Raw genomic sequence first — 22,433 nt, forward strand, 5'->3', positions numbered from 1 at the left:
AATCCAAGTGACTGATATTTAAGGGTTATAAATAAACATCAGAAAAATAGTGTTCATTTAAAAGACATGTCTATGCTGACATGTCGAAAACATAAACATGGACACCGCTTATGAGCATGGCGATCAGTGGGCAAGACCTCGATTACCTGACGGCGTTGGGCCCCGTCGCGCTGAATGATGGCCCGGTCGCAGCCTTGGAGCAGGCGTGGCAGGCCTGCCTGGGCGGCCAGCTGCAGCGCCCGCCCGAGGTGCGTCAGACGATCTGGGATTCCTGGCGGCGCAGCCTCGAGGCAGGCATCGATCCGGCAGACAACGCCTACCGTTTCGTCGCTGCCGACACACTGGCGGCCACCCTGGCCAGCCACCGCGTGCTGATCGCCGCCGCCGCGCAAGTCATGCATGGTTTGCTGGCCTATAACCCGCGCGGTCATATCAACCTCACCGACGCCGACGGCACCACTTTGTATTTCTGCGGGCTGGACATCACTCCCGTGGGCAGTCGCCTGCTCGAATCGGTGCAGGGCACCAACTGCACCGGCCTGGCGCTGGCCGAAGATCATCTGGTGTATGTGCTGGCCGAAGAGAACTTCGCCGTTGGCCTGCGTCAACGCCGCATGCACTGCGCCGCCGCGCCGATCAAGAATGCCCAGGGCCAGACCCTGGCCATGCTGACGCTGACGGCCGAGCCCGGCTGGTTTCACTTCCATACCCTGGGCACCGTCCAGGCGGCTGCCGAGGCCGTGTCGCGGCAGATGGCGCTGCAAGCGTTGCTGCAAGAGCAGCAAACCGTGCTTGAAGTGCTTAACGAAGGCTTGGTGGTGCTGGATGAACGCGGGTGCATCAAGGCGATCAATCGCTACGCGCGGCAACTGTTCAACGTAGGCCTGGAGCTGCTCGGCAGCCCCTTCAATCGCCTCGCTCGCAGCGAGCTGAGCGACGCCATGCTGCTGCGCGGCGGCGAAAACCTGCGCGACCTGGACTGCACCTTTCATTTGCACGACCGCAGCCAGCTCGCCTGCCTGGTCTCGGTGTGCCCGCTGGAGCAGGGTGGGGTGATCGTGTCGGTGCGTGAAAACCGCCGCATCCGCGAAATCACCCGGCGCATTGTCGGCACCCAGGCCCGCTACACCTTTGAAACCATCCAGGGCACCTCGCGCGCGATCCAGGACGCGCTGCACCTGGGACGCATCGCCAGTCGCAGTGATTCCACCACCTTGATCCTCGGCGAAAGCGGCACCGGCAAAGAGTTATTTGCCCAGGCCATTCATAACGCCAGCGAGCGTTGCACTGGCCCATTCGTCGCGGTCAATTGCGGCGCGATCCCACGGGACCTGGTGCAAAGCGAATTGTTCGGCCATACCGAAGGCGCATTCACCGGCTCGGCGCGCGGCGGTTCGGCGGGCAAGTTTGAACTGGCCGATGGCGGGACTATTTTCCTCGATGAAATCGGCGACATGGCCTTCGACGCCCAAGTCAGCCTGTTGCGCGTGTTGCAGGAAGGCGAGGTGACCCGCGTGGGCGCGAAGACCTCACGGCCAGTGGATGTGCGCATCATTGCGGCGACCCACCGCAATCTCAGCCAGGCGGTGGCCGAGGGGGCGTTTCGCGAAGACCTTTACTACCGCCTCAACGTGCTGAATATCACCGTGCCGCCCCTGCGTATGCGCCGTGACGATATTCCCTTACTGGCGCGGCATTTCCTGCAGCGTTGCGCGCGTTCGTTGCGCAAATCGCTGCAAGGATTCTCGCCGGATGCGCTGGCGTTGCTGTCGGCCCATGGCTGGCCGGGCAACGTGCGCGAGCTGGAAAACGCGATTGAGCGGGCGACCAACCTGGCGATGGGCGAGTGGATCGAGCCTGGCGATTTACCTTTGGAGCCCAGGCCGCGCGCCCCGGCCAGCCTACATGCTGCGCCGCCTACGCAAGACCTGAGCAGCCACGAAAGGCACGCCATCATCACTGCGCTGAAAAACACCGCTGGCAATATCCGCCTGGCCGCCCAGCAGCTGAACGTGTCCCGTGGCGGGCTGTACAACAAGATGAATCGGTTCGGGTTAAATGCCGGGGATTTTCGCGGCCGGTGAACGGTTACCGATGCGGGAGGGGCGAAGCGCACGCCGCCCTCTGTAGGAGCGAGCTTGCTCGCGAAAAACGCCCAGGCAACGCGTTTATTCTGGATAAACGCGGGGGGTCTGAATTTTTCGCGAGCAAGGGCTAGCCGCCCGCCTCGCTCCTACAAAAAGCTCTGACTGACTGGCATCAGGGCAAGCCCCCTCTTCAGCTGCCCATGTTTTCCGAGGTGACGATGTGCGGCGGGATGTGCACCCGATGCCGCGCCGGATCGAACGCCTCGTCGCTCTGCAGCGCCACCAGCAGGTCCACCAGCGCCACCGCCGTCTGCTGCGGCTGCGAATCCATCACCACATCGATCAACCCTCGGCCCAGGGCCTGGCGCGACAGGTCGGTGGACTCCTGCAAAATGCAGCACAATGCCGGGCGCTTGGGCAGTTGCGCCAGGGCATTGATCACGCCGTCACCGCCACCGCCCACCACGCACAGCCCGCGCAGGTCGGTGTGGCGGCTGAGCAGGTCGAGGGTGGCTTCTTCGGTGATGTCGCAGTTGTCCAGATTGATCAGTGGTTCCAAGGGTTTGAGCCCCGGTGCGTGTTCGGCCAGGTAGCTGTGCAAGCCTTCGACCCGCGCCTGGTGGCCGAGAAAGCGGTGGCCCCCCAGCAAAATGCCCACGCTGCCTTTGCGCGCACCACAGGTGCGCGCCAACAGCCAGCCCATGGTGCGGCCGACGACGTGATTATCCTGGCCCACATAAGGTTCGGCCGCGCGTTCGTGGATGTCCGAGAGCAGCGCCACCACCGGCACGCCGGCTGCGCGGATCTGCGCCAGGCACGCATTGATCAACGGGTGGGCGAAGCTGACCACCGCCAGCGCGTCGCACTGCACGGCCAGTTGCTCGATCTGCGCGACGATGGCGCTGGGTGTGCGGTCGACGATGTACTCGAACTGGCAGCTCAGGTTGGCGCTGGCGTGCTGCTGCGCCGCCGCGCTGATCGACTGGGCCAGGTTGGCATAGAACGCCTGGGCGGTGCCCAGCAGGAGAATGCCGAAACGGTAGGTCGGGCGCCGTTCGCGAATGCGCTGGCCGATCAGCCGCGCGGCGAAATAACCGACCGCTTCGGCAGCCTGGAACACCTGTTCGGCGGTGTCCGGGTTGACCGGTGCGCGAGCGTTCAATACACGGTCGACGGTGGCCACACTGAGTCCCGCATGGGCGGCAACCGTAGCAATGGTCGGGCGTTTAGGGTTGTGCATGGCGAGTCCCTTGAGCGTCTTGATAGAAAACTATCAAGCCCCGCTGGGCCTGGATGATAGCTTGATAGGGAATGGATTCAAGCCCTTGAGGCTGATTTGGCCGCGCTCTATGGTTGGTTTCGCAAAGCCCCTGAAACCCCACGCTTGCGGAGAACAATAACAATGCCTGAACACACCGCTCAACGCGCCCGGCGCGATTACAGCCTGACCGGCCCCGAAGCTGTCCGCGCCGCCGAAAAAGGCCTGGTCTCGGCCCGTTGGTACCAATCGCCGATCCCGCGCAAACGCATGAAGGAACTGATGCAGCGCCGTGACGGCCCAGCCCTGGTTGACACGGCCATCTGGTTCACCGCGTTGTTCGTCACAGGCTTTGGCGGCTACTGGTTCTGGGGCTCCTGGGCCTGTGTGCCGTTCTTCCTCGCCTATGGCGTGCTCTACGGCACCGCCTCCAACCCGCGCTGGCACGAAACCGGGCATGGCACGGCATTCAAGACCCGCTGGATGAATGACGCGCTGTACCCGCTGGCGTGCTTCATGTGCCTGTTCGAACCCCATGTGTGGCGCTGGAGCCATGCCCGGCATCACACCGACACCATCGTCGTCGGCCGCGACCCGGAGATCGTCGAGCCGCGCCCGCCGAGCTTTTGGATGATGTTCCTGAGCCTGTTCAATCTGCCCCTGGCCTGGAAGACCTTCAGTGGCGTGGCCCGCCATGCCATCGGCCGCATGAGCGCCCAGGAACGGGACTTTATCCCCGAATCCGAATGGCCCAAAGTGTTTCGCGCCGCGCGCATCTGGGTGGGCGTTTACGCGTTGATCATCGGCACCGCCTTGTACCTGCACAGCTGGCTACCGCTGATGCTGGTGGGGCTGCCGAGTATCTATGGCGCCTGGCTCGGCTACCTGTTCGGCCTCACCCAGCATGTGGGCCTGGCCGAAGATGTGCTCGACCACCGCAGCAACTGCCGCACCATCTACATGAACCGCGTGCTGCGCTTTATCTACATGGACATGAACTATCACCTCGAGCACCACATGTACCCGATGGTGCCGTACCACGCGCTCCAACAGCTGCACGAAGAAATCCGCAGCGACTGCCCGCCGCCGTACGCCAATCTGTTCGAGGCCTACAAGGAAATCCTGCCAACCCTGTGGAAACAGCGCAGCGACCCGACCTATTTCGTCCAGCGCCCCACCCATAGTGGCGAGCGAGCTTGCTCGCGCTGGGCTGCGCAGCAGCCCCAATAAACCTGACGCGGTCTTTCAGATAACCCTCAATCGCGATCCTGGGGCCGCTTCGCAGCCCAGCGCGGGCAAGCGCTCGCCACCAGGAACGTTATTCACCTGGAGAAAAATCATGAACGATCAATGGATCGACGTCTGCGCCGTGGGCGAAATCGACGAAGAAGACGTTTTGCGCTTCGACCACGGGGCACACACCTATGCGGTGTTCCGCTCCGCCGACAACGAGTTTTTCGCCACCGCCGGCCTGTGCACCCACGAAAAAATCCACCTGGCCGACGGCCTGGTCATGGACCATGTGATCGAATGCCCCAAGCACAACGGGCGTTTCGATTACCGCTCCGGCAAGGCCCTGGGCGCGCCGGTCTGCGTCAACCTGAAAACCTACCCGGTACGGGTCGAAGCGGGGCGAGTGTTGCTCGCTGTCACGGCGTGATGATGAGCGCGCCCCTGATTATCGTCGGCGCCGGCCATGCCGGTGGCCGCGCGGCGTTGACCCTGCGCGAGGAGGGTTACGACGGTCGGCTGATCCTGATCGGCGACGAACCGCACGCGCCCTACGAACGACCGCCGCTGTCCAAGGCCCTGTTGCAAGGCAGCCAGGACCTGGCCGGGTGCAGCCTGTGCGACAGTGCACGGCTGGCCGAGCTGGATATCGAGCATATCGCCGGCAATGCGGTCAGCCAGCTGGCGCCGCAGCAGCATCGGCTGCAGCTGGCCGATGGCCGCTGGCTGGCCTATGCCGGCGTGTTGCTCGCCACTGGCGGCCGTGCGCGGCGTCTGCCTCAAGCCCAGGCCAATGTGCTTTACCTGCGCACCCACGATGAAGCGCTGGCCCTGCGCGCCCATTTGCGCCCCGGCACCCGGCTGGTGATCGTCGGCGGTGGGTTTATCGGCCTGGAAGTGGCAGCGACCGCGCGCGGCCTGGGCTGCGCGGTGACGGTGCTCGAAGCCGGGCCGCGCCTGGCGGGCAGGGTATTGCCAGCGGCCGTCAGTGCAGCATTGCTGGATCTGCACCGCGAGCAGGGTGTGGACGTGCGCTTGAACGTCACTGTGGAATCCATCCAGGCCGACGCCGTACACCTGGTGGACGGGCAGACGCTGCCGTGTGACCTGGTGGTGGTCGGTATCGGTATGCAACCCAATATCGAACTGGCCGCAGCGGCCGGGCTGGACGTCGGGCAGGGCATTCGCGTTGACGCGCACTTGCGCACCAGCGCGGCGAATATCTACGCAGCGGGAGACGTCTGCGAGTTCCGGCTGGGCGGCCTCTATCAGCGTCAGGAAACCTGGCGCAATGCCGAGGCCCAGGGGCGGCATGCCGCATTGAACCTGCTGGGCCGGGCATTGCCCTTCGACGCCGTGCCGGGTTTCTGGTCCGACCACTATGACTGGGGCTTGCAGACAGTCGGTGTGATGACGCCGAAGGTGGTCAGCCGCGCCTTGCCCCACGGCGGTTTGCTGCTGTTCTACCTCGATGCCGAGGGGTATCTGCAAGGCGCCTGCGGCTGGGCGCCGGGCAACAGCGTGGCCAAGGACATCAAGCTGTGCGAACGTCTGATCATCGCCCGTGTGCCGTTGTCGTCGGTGGGCCTGGCTGATCCGGCGGTCTCTCTCAAACACTGGCTGCGGGGCTGACATGCGCGAATTTCTGGTATTCCAATCGCTGTGGGCGATGCACACCGAACCCGGCCCGATCGAGGCGCAACTGGATCGCATCGTCGCCGCCGGCTTCGATGGCGTCACTGATCATTACTGGAAGGCCGCCGAGGTCGCACGCCTGCACGCGGCCACCGCCGCACGGGGTTTGCAGATCGAAGGCCAACTGTTCCCGCAGTCGGTGGATGACCTGGCGCGCGCACTGGAGGTGATCAGCCGCTACGGCTGTCATCACCTCACTCTGCAAGCCGACGTGCGCCCGCGTACCCAGGCCGAGGCGGGCCGGTTGATCGAGGGCTGGCAACGCCTGGCCGAGCAGGTGGATTTCCCGATCCTGCTGGAAACCCACCGTTATCGCCTGACCAGTGACCTGCTGTTCACCCTCGACCTGCTGGCGCAAATGCCTGACCTGAAACTGCTGGCGGACCTGTCCCACTACGTGGTCGGTCGCGAGTTGCCCGAACCCGGCGCCGCCGACGACGATGAACAGATACGCACCATCCTGCGCCATAGCTGGGGCTTTCATGGGCGCGTAGCCAGCAGTGAACAGGTGCAGGTCGCGCTGGATTTTGCGCAGCATCAACCCTGGGTGGAACGCTTTATCGGTTGGTGGCGCTACGGAATCGAGGACTGGTTGGCCCGCCCGAACACCCCCCAAAGCCTGTCCTTCACCTGCGAACTCGGCCCGCCGCCCTATGCGATCACCGGTGCGGATGGCCGGGAACTCAGTGATCGCTGGGCTGAGGCGCTCACCATGAAAACCCTGGTTCGCAACCTATGGAAGCAGTGCCTGGACGATCAACTCAGCAGCCCGGTGCTGACCGCCCCAATCAAAAACACCCCGAGCAGCGCGCGGTAGATCACGAACGGCCAGGTGGAGAAGCGCTCCAGAAACTTCATCAGGCCCCAGATCGCGAAAAACGCCGAAATGCTTGCCACCACCAGGCCGAAGATCAAGTGCGGCCAGGCGTGGGCGGGCAGGTCGGCGTGCAGCAGCACCCACAGTTCTTTCAGGCCGGCGAGGGCGATGGCGGGCAGGCCCAGCAGGAATGAAAAGCGTGCCGCTTCTTCGCGTTTGAAATTCAGGAACAGCGCGGCGGTCAAGGTCGAGCCCGAACGCGAGACCCCGGGAATCAACGCGCCGATCTGTGCGATGCCCACGATCAACGCATCACGCAAACGCATTTCGCTCACCTCGCGGGTGTGACGGGCGCGCAGTTCGGCTGCCGCCAGTAATATCGCCATTACCACACAGGCAATACCGATCACCATCAGCCCACGCAGCGGCGAGTTGCAGGTATTCAAGGTTGACGACAGCGCCAGGCCGGCGATGCAGATCGGGATGGTCGCCAGCACAATCGCCACCGCCAGCTTGAACCAGCGGTCGTTGTAGTCACCCCGGCGTACGGCACTGATGCTGCCCGTGGTCACTTGCTGCACATCGCGCCAGAAGTAGCTCACCACCGCCGCCAGCGCCGCCAACTGCATCGCTGCGGAAAACGCCGAGCCAGGGTCTTGCCAGCCAAGCAGGGCCGGCACCACGCGCATGTGCGCGGTGGACGACACCGGCAGCAATTCGGTAATGCCCTGGATCACCCCCAGGATAAAAATCTGCAGGTAATCCAGGGAGGCAAACCCCACATCCAGGCCGGCGGAGCAGACGTTAGTCAAAATACGAGTCCTTGAAAAAAGGGAGAGCCGGCGAAGTTTATTCTAAATGTTTCTGGATTTCGGCCAGGGGCCAGGGCTATTTGCAATCGGTTCAGCCAATAGAAAGGTTGGGCAATGTATTGGCCTTGCCAGCCGATTTGTGAACAATGGCGCCCTGCGTTTTTTCACCGAGAGCCCCATGCCTGAAACCACTGTCGAATTGATCCAGACCGGCCCTGAACACGCCGAGCTGATCCGCAATCTCTACCAGTACTACGCCTATGAGTCTTCGGATTGGGAGCAGGAAGATGTCGAGGCCGATGGCCGTTTCTACATCCACGACGAGCACCTGGCCCGCTATTGGCAAGACCCGCAGTGGAGCGCCAACCTGTTATTGGTCGACGGCTATGTGGCCGGCTTCCTGTTGATCGAAGGCAGCGAACTGCCGGGCATCGATGCCCTGGAGCTGGCCGACCTGTTCATCCTCAAGCGCTACCGCCGCAAAGGCATCGGCCGCGCCATCGCCACCCAGGTGCTGTGCAGCGGCGAGGCCAATTGGCTGGTGCGGTTTTATGACCAGGACGAAGTCTCCCAGGCGTTCTGGCGCACGGTGCTGGATAACCTGCCGCGCCCGGTGCAAACCCTCGAACTCGAGGATGAGCCGCACTTGATCAGTTACCTGGTGACCCACGCTTCACTGCATTGAGCGGCCATGGGCCTGGGCGGGGCTGAACAACACCTGCTGCATCGCTTGCGGCGGTTGCCCGAAGGCTCGCAGGAACGCCTGGCGCATGCGCTCGCGATCACCAAAGCCGGTCTCGCGGGCTACCACTTCGACCGGGTGGCGACTGGTTTCCATCATCGCCCGCGCCGCCTCCACACGCAGCGCCTCAATGGCCTTGGCCGGCGTTTGCCCGGTTTCTTCGCGAAATACCCGGCTGAATTGGCGCGGGCTGAGGCGGGCGACATCGGCCAGGGCGTCCACCGACAGGTCGTGGGTGAGGTTTTCGCGGGCGTAGGCTAGGGCCAGTTGGACGCGGTCGGACTTGGGGTCCAGTTCCAGCAGGGCCGACAGTTGCGACTGTTCACTGCCGCGCCGTTGTGCGATCACCAGCTTGCGCGCAATGCGCCGGGCCAGGTCGCTGCCCAGGTCGTTCTCGACCATGGCCAGCGCCAGGTCGACCCCGGCGCTCATGCCGGCGCCGGTCCACACCTGGCCATCCACCACAAATAACTTGTCTTCTTCCAGGCGAATATCCGGGTAGCGCTTGCGAAACGCCGGTGCGTGGATCCAGTGGGTGGTGGTGCGCTTACCTTCCAGCAAACCGGCTTCGGCCAGCACGAAAATACCCATGCACAGCGAGGCCACGCGGCGCGATTGCGCGGAGGCGGCCTTGACCATCTCCAACAGATTGGCTTCCGGCAGGCGAAACTCCAGGTAGCCGCTGACGATCAGCGTGTCGTAACCCTGCGGCCGAATCGGCGCGGTGTTCACCGAAAAACCCTGGGACGTCATGACCGCGCCGCCGCTTTCCGACACCAGGTGAAACTCATAGGCCGGCTCGCCCCGCAGCAGGTTGGCGCACTCGAACACCGAGCCCAGGCTGAGGCTCAAGGACTGGAAATTCGGGTAAACCATCAACGCAACGCTGTGCATCAGCATTCTCCAAGGGGCGCGGGAGAGGCGATTGTCGGCGCGTGCCAGGTAAACGGCAACTGCCTTTGGCCGATGGCCGGAATCCTTGCGCATATGACATTGTGAGCCTGCGCCTGCGGCCCTAACATTCCTCCAACGAACTAGACGACTGGTCTAATCGGCAGGGGCGAAGCATGAACAGCGAAACCAAAAGTGCACGGCAGACCATTCTTGAAAGTGCGCAAGCGATTGTGGGCAGCAAGGGATTTTCCGCGGTGGGATTGAACGAAATACTTCAAGCCGCCGACGTGCCCAAGGGTTCGTTCTATCACTACTTCAGCTCCAAGGACGCCTTCGGGGTGGTGTTGCTCGATACGTATTTCGACAACTACGTGCTCGGCATGCAGCAGTTGTTCAGCCAGGCGGACCTGTCTGCATACGCCAGGCTGATGCGCTACTGGCAGGCCTGGATCGACAACCACACCGGCTGCACCGACGCCGGAAAATGCCTGGCGGTCAAACTCGGCGCCGAAGTGTCTGACCTTTCAGAGCCGATGCGCCTGGCGTTGCAGCGCGGCACTTCACGCACCATCGAGTTGCTCGCCCTGGCGCTGCAGCACGGGGTGCAGGACGGCTCGTTGATGATCGGGCAACCCCCCGAAAGCCTGGCGCGACGCCTGTATGCGTTGTGGCTGGGGACCAGCGTCATGGGCAAGATTACCCGTACCACCGCGCCGTTCGATGAGGCGCTGGGGCTGACCCGACAGTTGTTGGGCCACCCCGAAAACCCTGTTAATCACAACGATCGAGGCACTGGAAAATGAAAGTATTAATGGTACTGACCTCTCACGACCAGCTTGGCGATACCGGCCGCAAGACCGGCTTCTGGCTCGAAGAGTTTGCCGCTCCCTATTACGCGTTCAAGGACGCTGGTGCCGACGTCGTGCTGGCATCGCCCGCCGGTGGCCAGCCGCCGCTGGACCCGGTCAGCGATCAGCCGGACTTCCAGACTGATCAAACCCGACGCTTCGCCGCCGACCCGGCCGCGCAACAGGCCTTGGCCACTACGGTGAAACTGGACGCGGTCAACGCTGCCGACTTCGACACCGTGTTCTACCCAGGTGGCCACGGCCCGCTGTGGGACCTGGCCGAGTCGCCAGTGTCCATCGCGCTGATCGAGTCGTTCGAGCGTGCCGGCAAGCCTGTCGGGTTTGTCTGCCATGCACCGGGTGCCTTGCGTCACGTCAAGGCGGTCAACGGCGAACCCTTGATCAAAGGCCGTCGCGTCACCGGGTTCTCCAACTCCGAAGAGGCGGCAGTGGAATTGACCGAGGTGGTGCCCTTCCTGATTGAAGATGAATTCAAGAAGCTGGGTGGCAACTATGAGAAGGGCGCTGACTGGCAGTCTTTCGTGATCGTCGATGGCTTGCTGGTGACGGGGCAAAACCCCGGCAGCTCCAGCGAAGTGGCCAAGGCCCTGTTGAAACTCACCGCTTAATTTAAATAACCGATTGATGCGTTGGCGGCTCGCGAGAGTCGCCAGTGTTTTCGTTCGTCCTGAATTTGGAATATCCCATGGCTCATCCATTGAACACCCCAGTAAAACTGGGACATCACACCTTGAACAACCGCGTCGTGTTGCCGCCCCTGACGCGCCAGCGCAGTGCCCAACCCGGCGATATCGCCACCGACTTGATGGCCCGCTACTACCGTCAACGCGCCAGCGCCGGTTTCATGGTCAGCGAGGGCACCCAGATCGAGCCGCGTGGCCAGGGTTACGCGTGGACGCCGGGGATCTACACGCCGGCGCAGATCGACGGCTGGCGCAAGGTCACCGAGGCGGTGCATGCCGAGGGCGGGGTGATCTTCGCCCAGTTGTGGCATGTGGGCCGCGTGTCCCATAACGCCCTGCAACCCGAGGGCGCCGCGCCGGTCGCACCGTCGGCGATCCAGCCCGTGCAGGCGAAGGCGTTTATCGAAACCGCGCCGGGTGTCGGCGAGCTGAAGCAACCCCCGGTACCCCGTGCCCTGACGGTGCTCGAGATCGAGGAACTGGTCGGCCACTACGCACAGGCGGCGCGCAATGCGCTGGACGCAGGCTTTGACGGGGTGGAGATTCATGCGGCCAACGGCTACCTGGTCAACCAGTTCATCTCGGTCCATTCGAACCAGCGTGAGGATGAATACGGCGGCTCACTGGACAACCGCCTGCGCTTTTTGCGCGAGATCGTCGAAGCCGTCTGCCGCGTAGTGGGCCCAGAGCGCCTGGGTGTGCGCTTTTCGCCACTGTTCAGCGGCACCGACCAGGATCGCGTGTACATCGGCCTGGTGGAAGAAGACCCGCACCACACCTACATCGAAGCGATCAAAGTGCTGGAGCAGTCGGGTATCGCCTACGTCTCCATTGCCGAAGCCGACTGGGACAACGCCCCCGTCCTGCCGCACAGCTTCCGCCAGGCCGTGCGCAGCACCTTCAGCGGGCGCATCATCTACGCCGGCCGCTACACCGCTGAGCGTGGCGCGCAACTAATACAGGCAGGGCTGGCGGACCTGATTGCGTTCGGGCGGCCGTTCATTGCCAACCCCGACCTGCCGCAGCGGATTTTCAATGGCTGGCCGTTGAATGCTTTGAAGGCTGAAGGATTGTATGGCGGGACTGAGGCGGGGTATGTCGACTATCCGGAATATGCCAAACCGGACTGAGCTGAGAGTTACCCCTGTAGGGGAGGGCTTCGCCCTCCAGCGGGAGCAAGCTCCCTCGCCACAGGGGCGTGAAGGGTTTATTCGACGCGCAACACAATCTTGCCGATATGGTCCCCGCCTTCCATGCGGGCGTGGGCCTGGGCGGCGTCGGTGTATTCATACACCTTGTCGATGATCGGCAGGCAGCGCCCTTCGCTCAACACTGGCCAGATATGTTCACGCAACTGCTCGGCAATTGCGGCCTTTTCTTCGCGAGTGCGGGCGCGCAGTAGCGAACCGGTGATCACCGCGCGTTTGCCGAGAATGGTCAACAGGTCCACATCATTGGCCTTGCCGCCACCGAGAAAGCCCAGCATCACCAGGTGGCCGTCCATGCCCAGGGCCTTGAGGTTGTTGTTGAGGTAGGAGGCCCCCATGATGTCGAGGATCACATCCACGCCCTGGCCGGCGGTCTTCTCGGCGATGACCTGGGCAAAATCTTCCTCGCGATAATTGATCGGCTGCGCGCCGAGCTTGGCAATTGCTGCGCATTTATCGGCGCTGCCGGCGGTGGCGAAGGCCTGGATACCGAATTCCTGGCAGAGCATCAAGGCGGTGGTGCCGATGCCGCTGGTGCCGCCGTGGATCAAGGCGCGTTCGCCGCTGCAGGCGCCGCCCAGACCAAACAGGTTGGCCCAGACGGTGAAGAAGGTTTCCGGCACCGCAGCGGCCTGAATCCAGTCCATGCCTTCGGGAATCGGCAACGCCTGGCTGGCCGGCACCGCGCAGAACTGCGCATAGCCGCCGCCATTGGTCAGGGCGCAGACCTTATCGCCGAGCGCGTATTGATCCACGCCTTCGCCCAGCGCCACCACTTCACCGGCCACTTCCAGGCCGGGGATCGGGCTCATGCCGGGTTTCATCGGGTACTTGCCGGCCCGCTGCAAGGCGTCGGGGCGGTTGACCCCGGCCGCATGCACGCGAATCAGGATCTCGCCCGGGCCGGCCACCGGTACGTCTGCACGTCGCGGTTGCAGCACTTCGGGGCCGCCGGGGGCGGTGATTTCGATCAGGGTCATTTCTTGAGGCAGGGTCATGAAGGGGTTCCTGTGACGATGAGCGTATGGGTTGGGACCGTGGCGAGCGGTCGACGGTTCAGCCAGATCATGCCCGCTTCCAGCAACAGTGCAACCACAATGGCGCCCGCCGCGATCAGGAACAACAGCCCATGCTGGCCGCCACTGCCATTGAACAGCGCCGAGTAGGCAAAGCCGGCGAGCGCCTGGAAGGTGGCAAAAGACACTGTCGCCCGGCTCCAGGCTATTTGCTGCGAGTGATGCTCGGGGATCAGTTCGTGGATTCGCGCCAGCGCCAGCGGCACAATGCCCGGCGGGAACGAGCCGAGGATCAGCGCCAACACGGCAAGGGCCACGAACGAGCTGGAGACCGCCAGCGAGCCCAATGCGATCGCCTGGATCACCAGCACGACGCGAATACTCAAGCGGGCACCGAGGGTGTCGGCAAGAAATCCGTAGGTCACCGGCCCGACGATGGCGCCCAGGCCATACATCACCCAGATCATCGCCCCGACATGCGCCCCGGCACCCAAGCCGCGTGCCACGTAATCCACCAGGAACACCATGGCCGGCACCAGGCCCGCCGCCATGAAGGCGTATTGCGCGAACAGCAGGTACACCGCTGCCGGTGTCGGCGTTTTAGCCGTTGGCGGCGTTGCCTCCTGCAGCGTGCCGTTGGGCCAGGCGAACCAACTGGCGGCGGTCAGCACCAGGGCCAGCAGGCCCAGGCCGAACCAGGTCTGCTGCAGGCCCAGACTCAACAACGGCGGCACGATTGTGCCGGAGCCGGCGATACCCAGGCCGATGCCGAGGAAGATCGCACCACTGGCCACGCCACGGCGCGGGGCCGGAACATGCGGCAGCACGGTCGCCGCTACCAACACCATGATCGCGCCGCCGGCGATGCCCGACAGCAAGCGCCAGGCGAAGAACCACAGCACCGACAACGGATAGCCACAGGCGAAAAACGCCAGGGTCACTGCCACCATCATCAGGCGCAGCGCCGTTTTGTTGGAAGTCGCTCGGGCGATGGGCCGTCCGATCAGCGCGCCCACCAGGTAACCCACCAGGTTCGCGGCGCCGAGGTAGACCACGTCGCTGGCGGAAAACCACTGGGCCTGGATCAGCGAGGGGATCAACGGCGTATAGGCAAAGCGCGCCAGGCCGATGCTGACCAGGCTGGCGCAGAGCCCGGCGAAGATCGGTAACCAGACTGCGTTTCGGGATGAAGCCTGTGTGTGCAGCATGATGGCGGTCCTGGATATTTTTCTGTGGCGCCCAGCATAGCCAGGATTGCTGATGCAATAATGCAGCGAATTTGCAGCGCGTTGATGCGTTTACGCAGCGGAGGTATTGATGAATTGGGACGATGCGCGAGTGTTCCTCGCGGTATGCCGGGAAACCACATTACGTGGCGCGGCTCGGGTGCTGGGCGTGGACCAGGCCACGGTCGGGCGGCGGATCAACGCCTTGGAAAAGTCCCTCGGCGCGACGTTGTTCCTGCGCACTTCCGAGGGCTATGCCTTGACCGCCGTCGGCGAAGCCGCGTTGCTTTCGGTGGAAAAAATGGAGCGTTCGGCCCTGGAGTTGCAGCGCCAGATACAAGGGCTGGATGAGCGTCTCACCGGCACCGTGCGCGTCAGCACCACCGACTCTTTGGCCATCGACTTCCTGATCCCGGCCATCGCGCGTCTGCATGAGCAGCACCCGGACGTGCGCGTGCAGCTGGACGCCTCGACCCAGTTCCTCAGCCTGGCCAAGCGTGAAACCGATATCGCCGTGCGTAACATCCGCCCGGACAACCCGGACCTGATCGCCCGGCGCATCGCCCGCTGGCCGGTGGGGCTGTTCGCGGCGCAGTCCTATATCGACCGCCACGGCGTGCCGGAACCCGGCAGCCTGTTCGAAGGCCATGACCTGGTGGTGTATCAACCCTACCTGCAAAGCCAGAAAGACTTGACGCTGGTCTGCGAACCGTTGGGGCGCGGGCGGATTGTTGCAGCGTTGAGCTCCAGCCTGCTGGTACGCCGCGCGATTGCCGCCGGCATCGGCATCGGCGAGATCCCGGTGTACACCGGCGAACGTGACGGCCTGGTCCGCCTGTGGCCGCAGCGCACGCGACCGTTGCCCTATGATGTCTGGCTGGTAACCCACGCCGACCTGCGCCATACCGCACGGGTGCGGGTGGTGATCGATGAAATCGTTGCGGGTTTTTCAGCGTCGCCGACCTAAGGTCAGCACACGCCTGCAAGCCCATCGTCGCGGCCAGGGCCACACTGGCGGTCGGTCATTTTCGACGGACACAGGTGGCATATGAACGAAACAAAAAAACAAGATGTCGGGCTGTTGTTCCTGCGGGTCAGCGGGGCGCTGTTTTTGCTGTGGGTGCACGGGTTGCCGAAACTGCTCAACTACAGCGAACAGCTGAAGCTGATCGAAGACCCGTTTCACCTGGGCGCGCCGCTCACCTTGCTGCTGGCCATATTTGCCGAGGTGCTGTGCCCGCTGCTGATCATCGCGGGGGTGTGGACGCGCCTGGCATGCCTGCCGATCCTGGCGGTGCTGGTGATCGCGCTGCTGGTGGTGCATCCGGAATGGACGCTGTTCGAAGGGCAGTTTGGCTGGCTGTTGATGATTATCTTCACCAGCATCCTGATTGCGGGGCCGGGGAGCCTACGGCTGGGGCAGCGATTGGCCTGAATAGTAAAGGTGATTCAAATGTGGGAGGGAGCAAGCCCCCTCCCACAGGGGTTACTCAGCGGTTCAGGAAGGCCAGCAGGTCTTCATTGAGCTGCTGGGTGTGGGTGGCGGCAAATCCGTGTGGCGCATCCTTGTATACCTTCAGCTCGGCGCCCTTGATCATCTGGGCGGCAACCTTGCCAGTGGTTTCGAACGGAACGATCTGGTCACCGTCACCGTGGATGACCAGGGTCGGCACGTCGATTTTGGCCATATCCGGGCGGAAGTCGGTCTGGGAGAACGCGGTGACGCAATCCACGGTGGCTTTCAGCGAGGCTTGCAGCGCGATCTGCAGGGTCTGGGTGAGCACGCCCTCCGAGACTTTCTGGCCCTTGTTGAGGCCAAAGAACGGCGTGTTGAAATCGCTGATGAATTGCGCGCGGTCCTTCAGCAGGCCGGCCTTGATGCCATCGAAGACGTCGTTGGGCACGCCCTGCGGGTAATCGGCTTTCTGCCCGAAGATCGGCGTCACCGCACCCAGCAGTACCAGCCCGGCGACCCGCGCGCTGCCATGGCGCGCGATATAGCGGGCCACATCACCGCCACCCATGGAGAAACCCACCAGGGTCACGTCCGTCAGGTCCAGGTGGTCGATCAACTGGGCGATATCGTCGGCGAAGGTGTCGTAGTCGTTGCCGGTCCACGGCTGATCAGAGCGACCAAAGCCTCGGCGGTCGAACGCGATTGTGCGAAAGCCACGGCTGCTCAGGTATTCCATCTGGTATTCCCACATGTCGGCATCCAGCGGCCAGCCGTGGCTGAACAGCACGGGTTTGCCGCTGCCCCAGTCCTTGAAGTAGATCTGGGTACCGTCTTTGGCAACGAATGTGCTCATCTGAAACTCCTGTGTCTGCATGAAAAGACTGAGTAAAAAATCCGCCCTGTTACATCGCGAAAAGCCTGCGCCAAAAAACCAAGCCGGGCTTGTATCGGTGTGCTTGCCTCAATTACCAACTGAACTTGAGCTCCATGCCCAGGTAGTTGCTGTCGTGCCCGCCGGCATCACGCAGGGTCTGGCCGACCGCGTAGTGCACGGCTTCGACCGCGCCGGTCAGGTTCGGCGTGAAGGCGTAGTCGGTTCTCAGCTGACCGTAGGCACCGGTCCAGCGTTCACCCTGGCCCGCAGTGCCGGCGACCGGCACGCTGGGCTGGGTGTAGACCGCATCCGCAGTGGTTTGCCGCCACAGCAGGCCGATGGCGGTTTGCACGCTGAGCTTGGCGACGGGCTTGACGGTGATCGATGGCTTGACGTGAATCAGGTTGCTATAGCCGGTATAGCCCGCCAGGGAAAAGTAGTAGCCGTTGGGAAACAGCGGGTTGAAGGTGCCGACGGTGCCGTCACCGGTTTTGCGATCGCCCGAGGCGATGTCCAGTTGCAGGCCGAGGCGCGGCTTCCACGCCAGGCCGTCGAAGGTGTAGCCGGTGCGGCTGCCGCCGGCCCAGGCGCGAATGTCCTTGCTGCCCACCGAGCCGCCTTGCAGCATGGCTTCGATGTCCCAGTCGAAGCCCTGGGCCGCGCCACCCAGGCGCGCATCCAACAGCTGGCGCGTTTCGTCGCCATCGGCGTCCAGGTAGTGCGCCGCGCTGCGCTCATACACGCCGTAGTAGGCCGACAGCTCATTCGTGCCGCCCACCAGGCGCTCGACCCGCAGCATATGAAAACGCGCGTCACTGTTGGACTTGTCGTCGAAATGCCGGCCATCCTGGTACTGCACCGGTTGGCTGGCGATCCCGATAAAGCGCCAGTTCGACGTTTCCCAGTCGGCCCACAACGCATCGAACGACTGCCGCACATTCGGGCCGTCCCGTGACGAAATGAAGCGCTGCAAGTCGAAGGCAAAATCCTGGCGACCGATACGGCTCTTGAACGTGCCGCTGCTGAAGGTGTTCACGTATTCGGCGAAGGCCAGGCGCAAATCCACGCGGTTCTGATCGGCGCCGCCCAGGGTGGTTTTGTCATAGGCGCGCACGTCTTCGAGCTGGGTGAACACGCGCCAGTGTTCATTCAAATGCAGGTCGGCGTGAACCTGGAAGCGCTGGATCAGGTAGCGATCACGGGCCACGTTCTTCACGCCGAAACCGCTGGCGTCATTCATCTCGAAACGCTCGCGCAAGGTCGCACCCAGAGACAGGTAGGTGAACGGGTTGGCGCCCGACAGCGGGATGTACTTGAGGTTATCCAGCGGCTGCGTGCGCAGCGCCGGATTCTTGAGCACCGACCAGTCTTCCTGCCAGCGATTGGCCTTGATCGCCGGGCGGCTCGGTGGGTCGTCGGCGTGGACGCTGCCGACGAGCAGCGGCCACAGCACGGCCAGGCTCCAGCCTGTATGACGGATCATTTTTTCGCGGTGAGCTGGTGAATTTCCGCCACATAACCGCCGGGGAATTCAACCACTGCACTGCGCCGGCCTTTGCTGTCGAACGCGGGCACCAGCACCTTGGCGCCAGACCCGCTGGCCTTGCCGAGGGTGGCGGCCAGGTCGCTGACTTGATAGCCGGTGGTGTCGTGGCCGAACGGGTAGGGCAGATGGCCGTTGGTGACCAGCACCGCCATGCGCCCGAAGGCTGACTCGATCTCGACGCGACGGTACTCGCCGCCCGCTTGGCCGACATCAGCGGCGGGAGCGTGCTTGTCGTCGTTCACTATTTTGCCGTGGGAGAAGCCGAGGAACGCCTTGATAAAGCGCTCGGCGCTGTCATTGGACACATACACGCGGTTCTCCGGAACCGCCTCGAACGCCGCGTAGTCCGGGGCCTTGGTGTGCCAGTAGAGCTGCATGTTGACGCCGCCCGGCCACTGCACCACGGCATCACGGCCGATGGGGTCGGGAAAATCGCTGACGATCACATCGGCGCCATTGTCCCGCGCCGCCTTGAGGGCTATGTCCATGTCCTTGACCAGATAGCCGTTGCGTTCCTGGCCGAACGGATGCGGCACGGGCGTGGTGAAGCCGAACAACGAGACCGTGCCCGCCGGGGTCTGCAGCAATTGCGAGGTGGTGCTGCTTGGCACCGGCAGCACATTCACCACCACCTGGGGCGTGCTCTTGCCGCCGAAGGTGGCCAGGAAGCTCTGGGCGAAACGGTCGACATCGGCCGGCGCCACATACACGTGGCTGGTGTCGTATTGGGGCGCCACGGCGACGCTTGGGGTGGCCGCCAAAGCGCTGTTCATCATGGCGCTTGCCAACAGCGTCAATGCTACGGATACCTTGATTGCTTTGTTACGCATGCCCATTCTCCAGCGCTTCTACGGGTTCGAAAGCCGTGAGGTTAGGGGGCAGGCGCCATTGGGAATTGTATGGACGTGCTCGGTTGAACGTTTCAGCGGCCAGGCGTGTCCACCGAACTCTTCCGTCAGATCACACAGGTGAACGAAATGGCCAAGACTTACAGCTATGCCGCTCGGGACTCCAAGGATTCGCTCAAGCCCTTTACCTTCGAGCGCCGCGCCCCCGGCGCGGATGACGTACAGATCGAGATTCTTTATTGCGGGGTATGCCATTCCGACCTGCACACCGCCCGCAACGAGTGGAACAACACCCTGTACCCGTCGGTGCCCGGCCATGAAATCGTCGGCCGTGTGACGGCGGTCGGCGCGAATGTGAAGACATTCAAGGTGGGTGACCTGGCGGGTGTCGGCTGCATGGTCGACAGCTGCCAGCAGTGCGCATCCTGTGCCGAGGGCGAGGAGCAGTATTGCGAGAACGGCTTTACCGGCACCTATAACGGCCCGCTGTTCGGTGGCGAGAATACCTACGGCGGTTATTCGGACAACATCGTGGTCAAGCAGCAATTCGTGCTGCGCATTTCCCACGATGATTCGAACCTGGCGGCGGTAGCGCCGTTGCTGTGTGCCGGGATTACCACCTATTCGCCGCTGCACCACTGGAAGGTCGGCCCGGGCAAGAAGGTCGGCGTGGTCGGCCTTGGCGGGCTTGGGCATATGGCGGTGAAGATCGCCCACGCCATGGGGGCGCATGTGACGTTGTTCACCACTTCGCCGAATAAGCGTGAAGATGGGCTGCGTTTGGGCGCTGATCAGGTGGTGGTGTCGAAGAATGCCGATGAAATGGCCAAGGTGGTCAACAGCCTGGACTTTATCCTCAATACGGTGGCTGCGCCCCATGACCTTGATGCGTTTATCAGTTTGCTCAAGCGTGATGGCACGATGACACTGGTGGGGGCGCCGGACAGTCCGCATCCGTCGCCTGCGGTGTTTAATTTGATCTTCAAGCGTCGCAGTTTGGCGGGGTCTTTGATTGGTGGGATTCAGGAGACTCAGGAGATGCTGGATTTTTGCGCTGAGCATGGGATTGTTTCGGATGTTGAGATGATTGATATCCAGGGGATTAATGAGGCGTATGAGCGGATGCTCAAGGGGGATGTGAAGTATCGGTTTGTGATTGATATGGAGAGTTTGAAGAGGGAGAGTCGGGTGGCTTGATCTAGTTGGGTTGGATTGAGTACATATCCGTTGCTGCGGTAACGGCTACTTAGGGTTCCGCTCTTACAGCCAGCCCTTTCAAGGTCTTTGATAAAATCCCGCAAAACTCCGATCAGGGTGACGAAAGCGATGTGGGCAGAGGTTCTAGCGCGGTTTGAGAAAAAAGCACCGGCCAGTGTCATGACCAGAGTGATATTGGAGCAGGCTGTTCCTGCTGAATGGGTCGACCAGGTGTTCGAAGAGCACCGTCAGCGGCAGTACCCACGAGAGCTTTTGTTTTCAACCATCGTTGAACTGATGTCCCTTGTTTCATTGGGTTTGCGACCTTCGCTGCATGCCGCCGCGCGACAGATGGAAGATCTTCCTGTCAGCTTGGCGGCGCTGTATGACAAGGTCAGTCGTACAGAGCCTGCGCTACTGCGCGCCCTGGTCACCGGTAGCGCAGAGCGTTTGGCACCGACGATAAAAGAACTGGGGCACACAGCCATTTTGCCTGGTTGGCAACTACGGGTCGTTGACGGTAACCACCTGCCTTCCAGCGAAAAGCGTCTGGGCGCTTTGCGCCGTGAACGAGGCGCCGCCCGGCCTGGTTTTTCCGTTGTGGTTTACGACCCCGATCTGGACCAGGTCGTTGATCTTCAGCCTTGTGAAGATGCCTATGCCAGCGAACGCGTCAGCGTGCTGCCGTTGCTGGAAAAGGCCAGCGCGGGGCAACTGTGGATGGCTGATCGACTCTACTGCACGCTCCCGGTCATGCAGGCCTGCGAAGATACCGGGGCCTCGTTCATCATTCGCGAACAGAGCAAACATCCACGCCTGCTTAAGGAAAGCGACTGGCAGCTGCCTGTTGCGGTCGCGGCAGGCAGCGTGCGCGAGCAAATCATCGAAGTAAAAGGTGGACGACAGTGGCGGCGAGTCGAACTGAACCTGCAAAACCCCACCGAATCCGGCGACGCTACGCTGCTGTTCTGGAGCAACTTGCCCGACTCTATCAGTGCTGAGCAAATCGCCGATTTGTACCGCCGTCGCTGGAGCATCGAAGGGATGTTCCAGCGCCTGGAAGCGGTGTTGGACAGTGAAATCGAAACCTTGGGCAATCCTAAGGCAGCCCTGTTGGGATTTGCATCGGCCGTGTTGGCTTACAACGTTCTGGCCGTGCTCAAACGCAGCGTCGAACAAGCTCATCGCCAAACTCTGCCCGACGACTGGGAAGCATCGATTTTTCACCTGACGGTGCAGGTACGCAGCGGTTACGAGGGGATGCAAATAGCCTTGCCAGAATATTTATCCATCCCTATCCCCGCAGCGGGGCTGGCTCAATACCTGCTTGCCCTTGCTCGAAATATCCAGCCCAAAGCGGTCGTCAAGAGCAAACGGGGGCCGAAGGTGCCTAAACCCAAGGAATGGCTGGAAGGCAAAGCCGCGAATGCCCATGTGTCGACGGATCGGGTGCTCAAAGCCGCTAAAATCAAAAGACCTTGAAAGGGCTGGCTCTTACAGCGGGTCACTTTTGGAGGGACCCAAAAGTAACCAAAAGGTCCTCGCCCCACCACTCGGCACCTCGCCTAGGCTCGGTGTGCCCGAACGCAGGCTTGAATCCGTGGGTAACCCGGCAGGACGCCGGGTTAGCCGCCCTGCGCCATGGATGGCGCATGGCGGCGGCCCACGGATTCAAGCCTGCGTTCGGCCAGCGTGGTTAACGGGGCGACTGAGATCAAGATCCAAAGCAAGAGCAAGAGCCAGATCAAAAGATTGCTGACTTCGTCAGCGTCTGAGGAAGTAGAAGCGACACCTCGCACGCTTCAATAATCAGGTCGGCTCTAAGGCCGCCTCGCTTTGCTTTTGATTTTGCTTTTGATCTTAAGCGCCCCGTTAAACCACGCTGGCCGGAATTCGACAGTGATTTGGGGGGTAAACCGGCAGGACGCCGGTTTAGCCGCCCCGCGCCATGGATGGCGCGTGGTGGCGGCCCCCC

At 62.5% G+C, this 22,433-nt stretch carries 21 protein-coding genes; 13 read left to right on the plus strand and 8 right to left on the minus strand.

The window, feature by feature from the left end:
- Nucleotides 1–110 precede the first annotated feature (110 nt).
- On the plus strand, nt 111–2,084 hold the full coding sequence (locus C4J92_RS11565) for a sigma-54-dependent Fis family transcriptional regulator (protein ID WP_124403918.1): 1,974 nt from the start codon (nt 111–113) through the stop codon (nt 2,082–2,084).
- Nucleotides 2,085–2,277: 193 nt separating this feature from the next.
- Here the strand turns inward: C4J92_RS11565 and C4J92_RS11570 are convergent, their stop codons facing one another.
- Nucleotides 2,278–3,327 (minus strand): LacI family DNA-binding transcriptional regulator, encoded by a 1,050-nt coding sequence (locus tag C4J92_RS11570; protein WP_124403919.1) that lies wholly within the window; start codon nt 3,325–3,327, stop codon nt 2,278–2,280.
- Between the two features lie 162 nt (nt 3,328–3,489).
- Here C4J92_RS11570 and C4J92_RS11575 point away from each other — a divergent pair, with 162 nt between their 5' ends.
- The 4 genes from C4J92_RS11575 (at nt 3,490) to C4J92_RS11590 (ending at nt 7,087) form a co-directional block, all read left to right on the plus strand.
- A complete protein-coding gene (locus C4J92_RS11575) occupies nt 3,490–4,575 on the plus strand; it encodes a fatty acid desaturase family protein (RefSeq protein ID WP_124403920.1) in 1,086 nt (361 codons plus the stop codon).
- 109 nt (nt 4,576–4,684) lie between these two features.
- Complete coding sequence (locus tag C4J92_RS11580) at nt 4,685–5,005, plus strand: MocE family 2Fe-2S type ferredoxin (protein ID WP_053128781.1); 321 nt, start codon at nt 4,685–4,687, stop codon at nt 5,003–5,005.
- 2 nt (nt 5,006–5,007) lie between these two features.
- Nucleotides 5,008–6,207 (plus strand): NAD(P)/FAD-dependent oxidoreductase, encoded by a 1,200-nt coding sequence (locus C4J92_RS11585; RefSeq protein WP_124403921.1) that lies wholly within the window; start codon nt 5,008–5,010, stop codon nt 6,205–6,207.
- Between the two features lies 1 nt (nt 6,208).
- The gene (locus C4J92_RS11590) at nt 6,209–7,087 is read left to right on the plus strand and encodes a sugar phosphate isomerase/epimerase (RefSeq protein ID WP_256657478.1); all 879 of its coding nucleotides are present in this window, start codon (nt 6,209–6,211) and stop codon (nt 7,085–7,087) included.
- Here C4J92_RS11590 and C4J92_RS11595 read toward each other — a convergent pair.
- Nucleotides 7,027–7,899: an undecaprenyl-diphosphate phosphatase gene (locus C4J92_RS11595; RefSeq protein ID WP_124403922.1), complete on the minus strand. Its 873-nt coding sequence runs from the start codon at nt 7,897–7,899 to the stop codon at nt 7,027–7,029. The genes C4J92_RS11590 and C4J92_RS11595 overlap by 61 nt on opposite strands.
- A 178-nt stretch (nt 7,900–8,077) precedes the next feature.
- Here C4J92_RS11595 and C4J92_RS11600 point away from each other — a divergent pair, with 178 nt between their 5' ends.
- Nucleotides 8,078–8,584 carry a GNAT family N-acetyltransferase gene (locus C4J92_RS11600; RefSeq protein ID WP_124366732.1) on the plus strand — a complete coding sequence of 169 codons (507 nt, stop codon included), beginning with the start codon at nt 8,078–8,080 and terminating at the stop codon, nt 8,582–8,584.
- Here the strand turns inward: C4J92_RS11600 and C4J92_RS11605 are convergent.
- Nucleotides 8,573–9,535, minus strand: a complete 963-nt coding sequence (locus tag C4J92_RS11605) for a GlxA family transcriptional regulator (RefSeq protein ID WP_124366733.1) — start codon at nt 9,533–9,535, stop codon at nt 8,573–8,575. The genes C4J92_RS11600 and C4J92_RS11605 overlap by 12 nt on opposite strands.
- 173 nt (nt 9,536–9,708) lie before the next feature.
- Between C4J92_RS11605 and C4J92_RS11610 the strand changes: the two genes are divergently transcribed.
- The 3 genes from C4J92_RS11610 (at nt 9,709) to C4J92_RS11620 (ending at nt 12,217) form a co-directional block, all read left to right on the plus strand.
- On the plus strand, nt 9,709–10,338 hold the full coding sequence (locus C4J92_RS11610; protein WP_124403923.1) for a TetR/AcrR family transcriptional regulator: 630 nt from the start codon (nt 9,709–9,711) through the stop codon (nt 10,336–10,338).
- A complete protein-coding gene (locus C4J92_RS11615; protein ID WP_124403924.1) occupies nt 10,335–11,012 on the plus strand; it encodes a type 1 glutamine amidotransferase domain-containing protein in 678 nt (225 codons plus the stop codon). The genes C4J92_RS11610 and C4J92_RS11615 overlap by 4 nt, the downstream gene beginning before the upstream one ends.
- A gap of 77 nt (nt 11,013–11,089) precedes the next feature.
- Nucleotides 11,090–12,217: an alkene reductase gene (locus C4J92_RS11620; RefSeq protein ID WP_124403925.1), complete on the plus strand. Its 1,128-nt coding sequence runs from the start codon at nt 11,090–11,092 to the stop codon at nt 12,215–12,217.
- Between the two features lie 77 nt (nt 12,218–12,294).
- Here C4J92_RS11620 and C4J92_RS11625 read toward each other — a convergent pair whose 3' ends face one another.
- Together C4J92_RS11625 and C4J92_RS11630 are read right to left on the minus strand one after the other, a co-directional pair.
- A complete protein-coding gene (locus C4J92_RS11625; RefSeq protein WP_124403926.1) occupies nt 12,295–13,293 on the minus strand; it encodes an NAD(P)H-quinone oxidoreductase in 999 nt (332 codons plus the stop codon).
- Nucleotides 13,290–14,519, minus strand: a complete 1,230-nt coding sequence (locus C4J92_RS11630; protein ID WP_124403927.1) for a YbfB/YjiJ family MFS transporter — start codon at nt 14,517–14,519, stop codon at nt 13,290–13,292. The genes C4J92_RS11625 and C4J92_RS11630 overlap by 4 nt, the downstream gene beginning before the upstream one ends.
- A 109-nt stretch (nt 14,520–14,628) precedes the next feature.
- Between C4J92_RS11630 and C4J92_RS11635 the strand changes: the two genes are divergently transcribed.
- Both C4J92_RS11635 and C4J92_RS11640 read left to right on the plus strand, forming a co-directional pair.
- Nucleotides 14,629–15,504: a LysR family transcriptional regulator gene (locus tag C4J92_RS11635; RefSeq protein ID WP_124370437.1), complete on the plus strand. Its 876-nt coding sequence runs from the start codon at nt 14,629–14,631 to the stop codon at nt 15,502–15,504.
- Between the two features lie 81 nt (nt 15,505–15,585).
- Nucleotides 15,586–15,972 carry a DoxX family protein gene (locus C4J92_RS11640; RefSeq protein ID WP_124403928.1) on the plus strand — a complete coding sequence of 129 codons (387 nt, stop codon included), beginning with the start codon at nt 15,586–15,588 and terminating at the stop codon, nt 15,970–15,972.
- A gap of 55 nt (nt 15,973–16,027) precedes the next feature.
- Here C4J92_RS11640 and C4J92_RS11645 read toward each other — a convergent pair whose 3' ends face one another.
- The 3 genes from C4J92_RS11645 to C4J92_RS11655 all read right to left on the minus strand — a co-directional run bounded on the left by C4J92_RS11645 (nt 16,028) and on the right by C4J92_RS11655 (nt 19,243).
- Entirely contained in the window at nt 16,028–16,846 is an 819-nt protein-coding gene (locus C4J92_RS11645; protein ID WP_124403929.1) for an alpha/beta fold hydrolase, read from the minus strand.
- 112 nt (nt 16,847–16,958) lie between these two features.
- Nucleotides 16,959–18,350 (minus strand): alginate export family protein, encoded by a 1,392-nt coding sequence (locus C4J92_RS11650; RefSeq protein ID WP_124403930.1) that lies wholly within the window; start codon nt 18,348–18,350, stop codon nt 16,959–16,961.
- Nucleotides 18,347–19,243 carry a VOC family protein gene (locus tag C4J92_RS11655; protein WP_124403931.1) on the minus strand — a complete coding sequence of 299 codons (897 nt, stop codon included), beginning with the start codon at nt 19,241–19,243 and terminating at the stop codon, nt 18,347–18,349. Before C4J92_RS11655 ends, C4J92_RS11650 begins: the two co-directional genes overlap by 4 nt.
- A gap of 147 nt (nt 19,244–19,390) precedes the next feature.
- Here C4J92_RS11655 and C4J92_RS11660 point away from each other — a divergent pair, with 147 nt between their 5' ends.
- Nucleotides 19,391–20,458: an NAD(P)-dependent alcohol dehydrogenase gene (locus C4J92_RS11660; RefSeq protein WP_124403932.1), complete on the plus strand. Its 1,068-nt coding sequence runs from the start codon at nt 19,391–19,393 to the stop codon at nt 20,456–20,458.
- 180 nt (nt 20,459–20,638) lie between these two features.
- On the plus strand, nt 20,639–21,940 hold the full coding sequence (locus tag C4J92_RS11665) for an IS4 family transposase (protein WP_124404373.1): 1,302 nt from the start codon (nt 20,639–20,641) through the stop codon (nt 21,938–21,940).
- Nucleotides 21,941–22,433: the final 493 nt, after the last annotated feature.

The sequence above is a fragment of the Pseudomonas sp. R3-18-08 genome (genome assembly GCF_003852065.1).
GTDB lineage: Bacteria > Pseudomonadota > Gammaproteobacteria > Pseudomonadales > Pseudomonadaceae > Aquipseudomonas.